This window comes from Alienimonas sp. DA493 (assembly GCF_043951915.1).
GTDB lineage: Bacteria > Planctomycetota > Planctomycetia > Planctomycetales > Planctomycetaceae > Alienimonas.
Map to the genome: position 1 here is coordinate 1 of NZ_JBINJD010000309.1, position 1,874 is coordinate 1,874.

At 74.4% G+C, this 1,874-nt stretch carries 1 protein-coding gene and 1 pseudogene; both read right to left on the reverse strand.

The features are described from left to right. Positions 1-198, reverse strand: a pseudogene (locus ACG2DA_RS22645) (glycosyltransferase family 1 protein); the annotation flags it as partial. Between the two features lie 92 nt (positions 199-290). After that, on the reverse strand, positions 291-1,652 hold the full coding sequence (locus ACG2DA_RS22650) for a hypothetical protein (RefSeq protein ID WP_395258947.1): 1,362 nt from the start codon (positions 1,650-1,652) through the stop codon (positions 291-293). Positions 1,653-1,874 lie beyond the last annotated feature (222 nt).

Below are 1,874 nucleotides of genomic sequence, written 5' to 3' on the forward strand. Positions count from 1 at the left end.
CAGCGCCCGGCCGCTCGGCCGCGGGACCCGGGTCCAGCGGACCCGCGGGTGCTCCGCCAGCGGCGCCGCGACGTGGTGGGCGACCAGCTCGACCGCCGCCCCCTCCCGCTCGGCGAGGTGCCAGGCGAGTTCGTAATTCGGCCGGTCCATCCCCCCGTGCAGGCGGAAGTCCCCCGAGACCAGGGCGAACCGCGACATCGGCGGCGCCCCGTCCGCCCGCGGCGCGCCCGTCGCCGACGGATCGGGCGTGAGGTCGGGCGTGGCGCGGGGGACCGCCGTCGCGGCCCGGGTCATCGCGACCGCTCCGCGAGCCGTCGGCGGGACCGGGGAACGGGCGGGGCCGCGGGCCGCGGGGCCGGCCGGGCGGCGCCCCGGCGGGCGGTCAGTTCCGCCGACCGTACCAGCCCGGCGAGGAACCAGAATTGAATCCCCAGTGTCGAGCAGAACGGCGTGTAGCTGAAGATCATCGTGCTCCACCCGGCGCAGACGGCGAGGACCAGCGTCGCCGCCTGACGCACCGCCCGGTGCGGGCAGCGGAGCGCCGTCCGGACCAGGTACGCAAACAGCGCCCCCAGGGCGATCAGGTTCAGCAACAGAACGAGCACGCCGCCGTCCAGCAGCCAACCGTTGAGGTTCGTCTCCGCCCAGATCGGCGGCGACTCGCGGTTGTACGGGTCGCCGAAGTAGTTCCGCATCATCCCCCAGCGCCCCAGGCCGGCGCCCACGGGGTACTCGAAGATCCATTCGGTCAGGGCCTGCTTGACGAACCCGCCGCGGCCGGAGTTGTTGAAGACGGCGACGGGATCGTCCTCCACAAGGCTGGCGAACCGCTCGGAAACGCTGTTCCCGCCCAGCGAGAGGGCCACCGCCACGCCGGCCGCCGCGGCGACCCCGCCGATCGTGACGCCCCGGGCAACCTGCTGCATCCGCCCCCGCACCGCCAACAGGGCCAGGTAGAGCGCGACCATCCCCGCCAACACCAGCAACGCGGTGCGGACCTGCGTGAGCAGAATCGCCGCCAGCCCGCAGAGGGCGAAGAACGCCCCCGCCGCCCGCATCCGCAGGGAGCGGCCGTCGATCACCGTCGCCAGCCCGAAGATCCCGGCGACCATCCCCGCCCCGGCGACCGCGCCCGGGCTGTCGAACAACCCCGGGGGACGGATGATGACGGAGCCGTCCGGACCGACGTAACTGTACACCTCCAAGCCGAACTTGTTTTCGAACACCACGTGGGAGAACTCCGCCGGCATGAAGCGGTCGGGGGCGTAAACCTGCAACACCCCGACCAGCGAGTTCACCCCCACGCAGAACAGGTACGCCAACGTTGTGCGGTACAGGGCGTCCGCGTCGGTGCGGACGCGGGGCATCCAGAAGGCGGGGGCGGCGACGGCGGCGTACAGCCCGATCTGGGCGACCGCCACCAGCAGGCCGTTCGTCGTCGGGTGCAGGATCATCGCCGTCAGCACGGCCAGGGCGAGAACCTGCCACGGCGCCGCGGGCAGCGCCCGGCGGTCGAACAGGCTCAGTCCGTACCACGCCGCCGGCGCCACGGCGACGGCGTACGACAGCATCCGCAACGGCACCCGCAACGACTGCGTGCCGGGCAGCAACAGGATCGCCGGGAACGTCGTCAGCGCGACCGGCAGCCACACGCCCGGGTGCGTCCACCACGCCGGCCCGGTCCGCCCGGCGGACGCCCGACCGGCGGAGGTCCGCCCGGCCGTCGAACGCCGGGGGGGCGACGACCGACGGGGAGGCGACGACCGGCGGGGAGCCGGCGGGGCGGGGGCGGCAACGGGGGCGCTCACGCGGCGACCTCCCGGCAGAACGCCTCCAGCTCCGCGAACCGGGCGGCGGGGTCGCTCAGCGCCGCC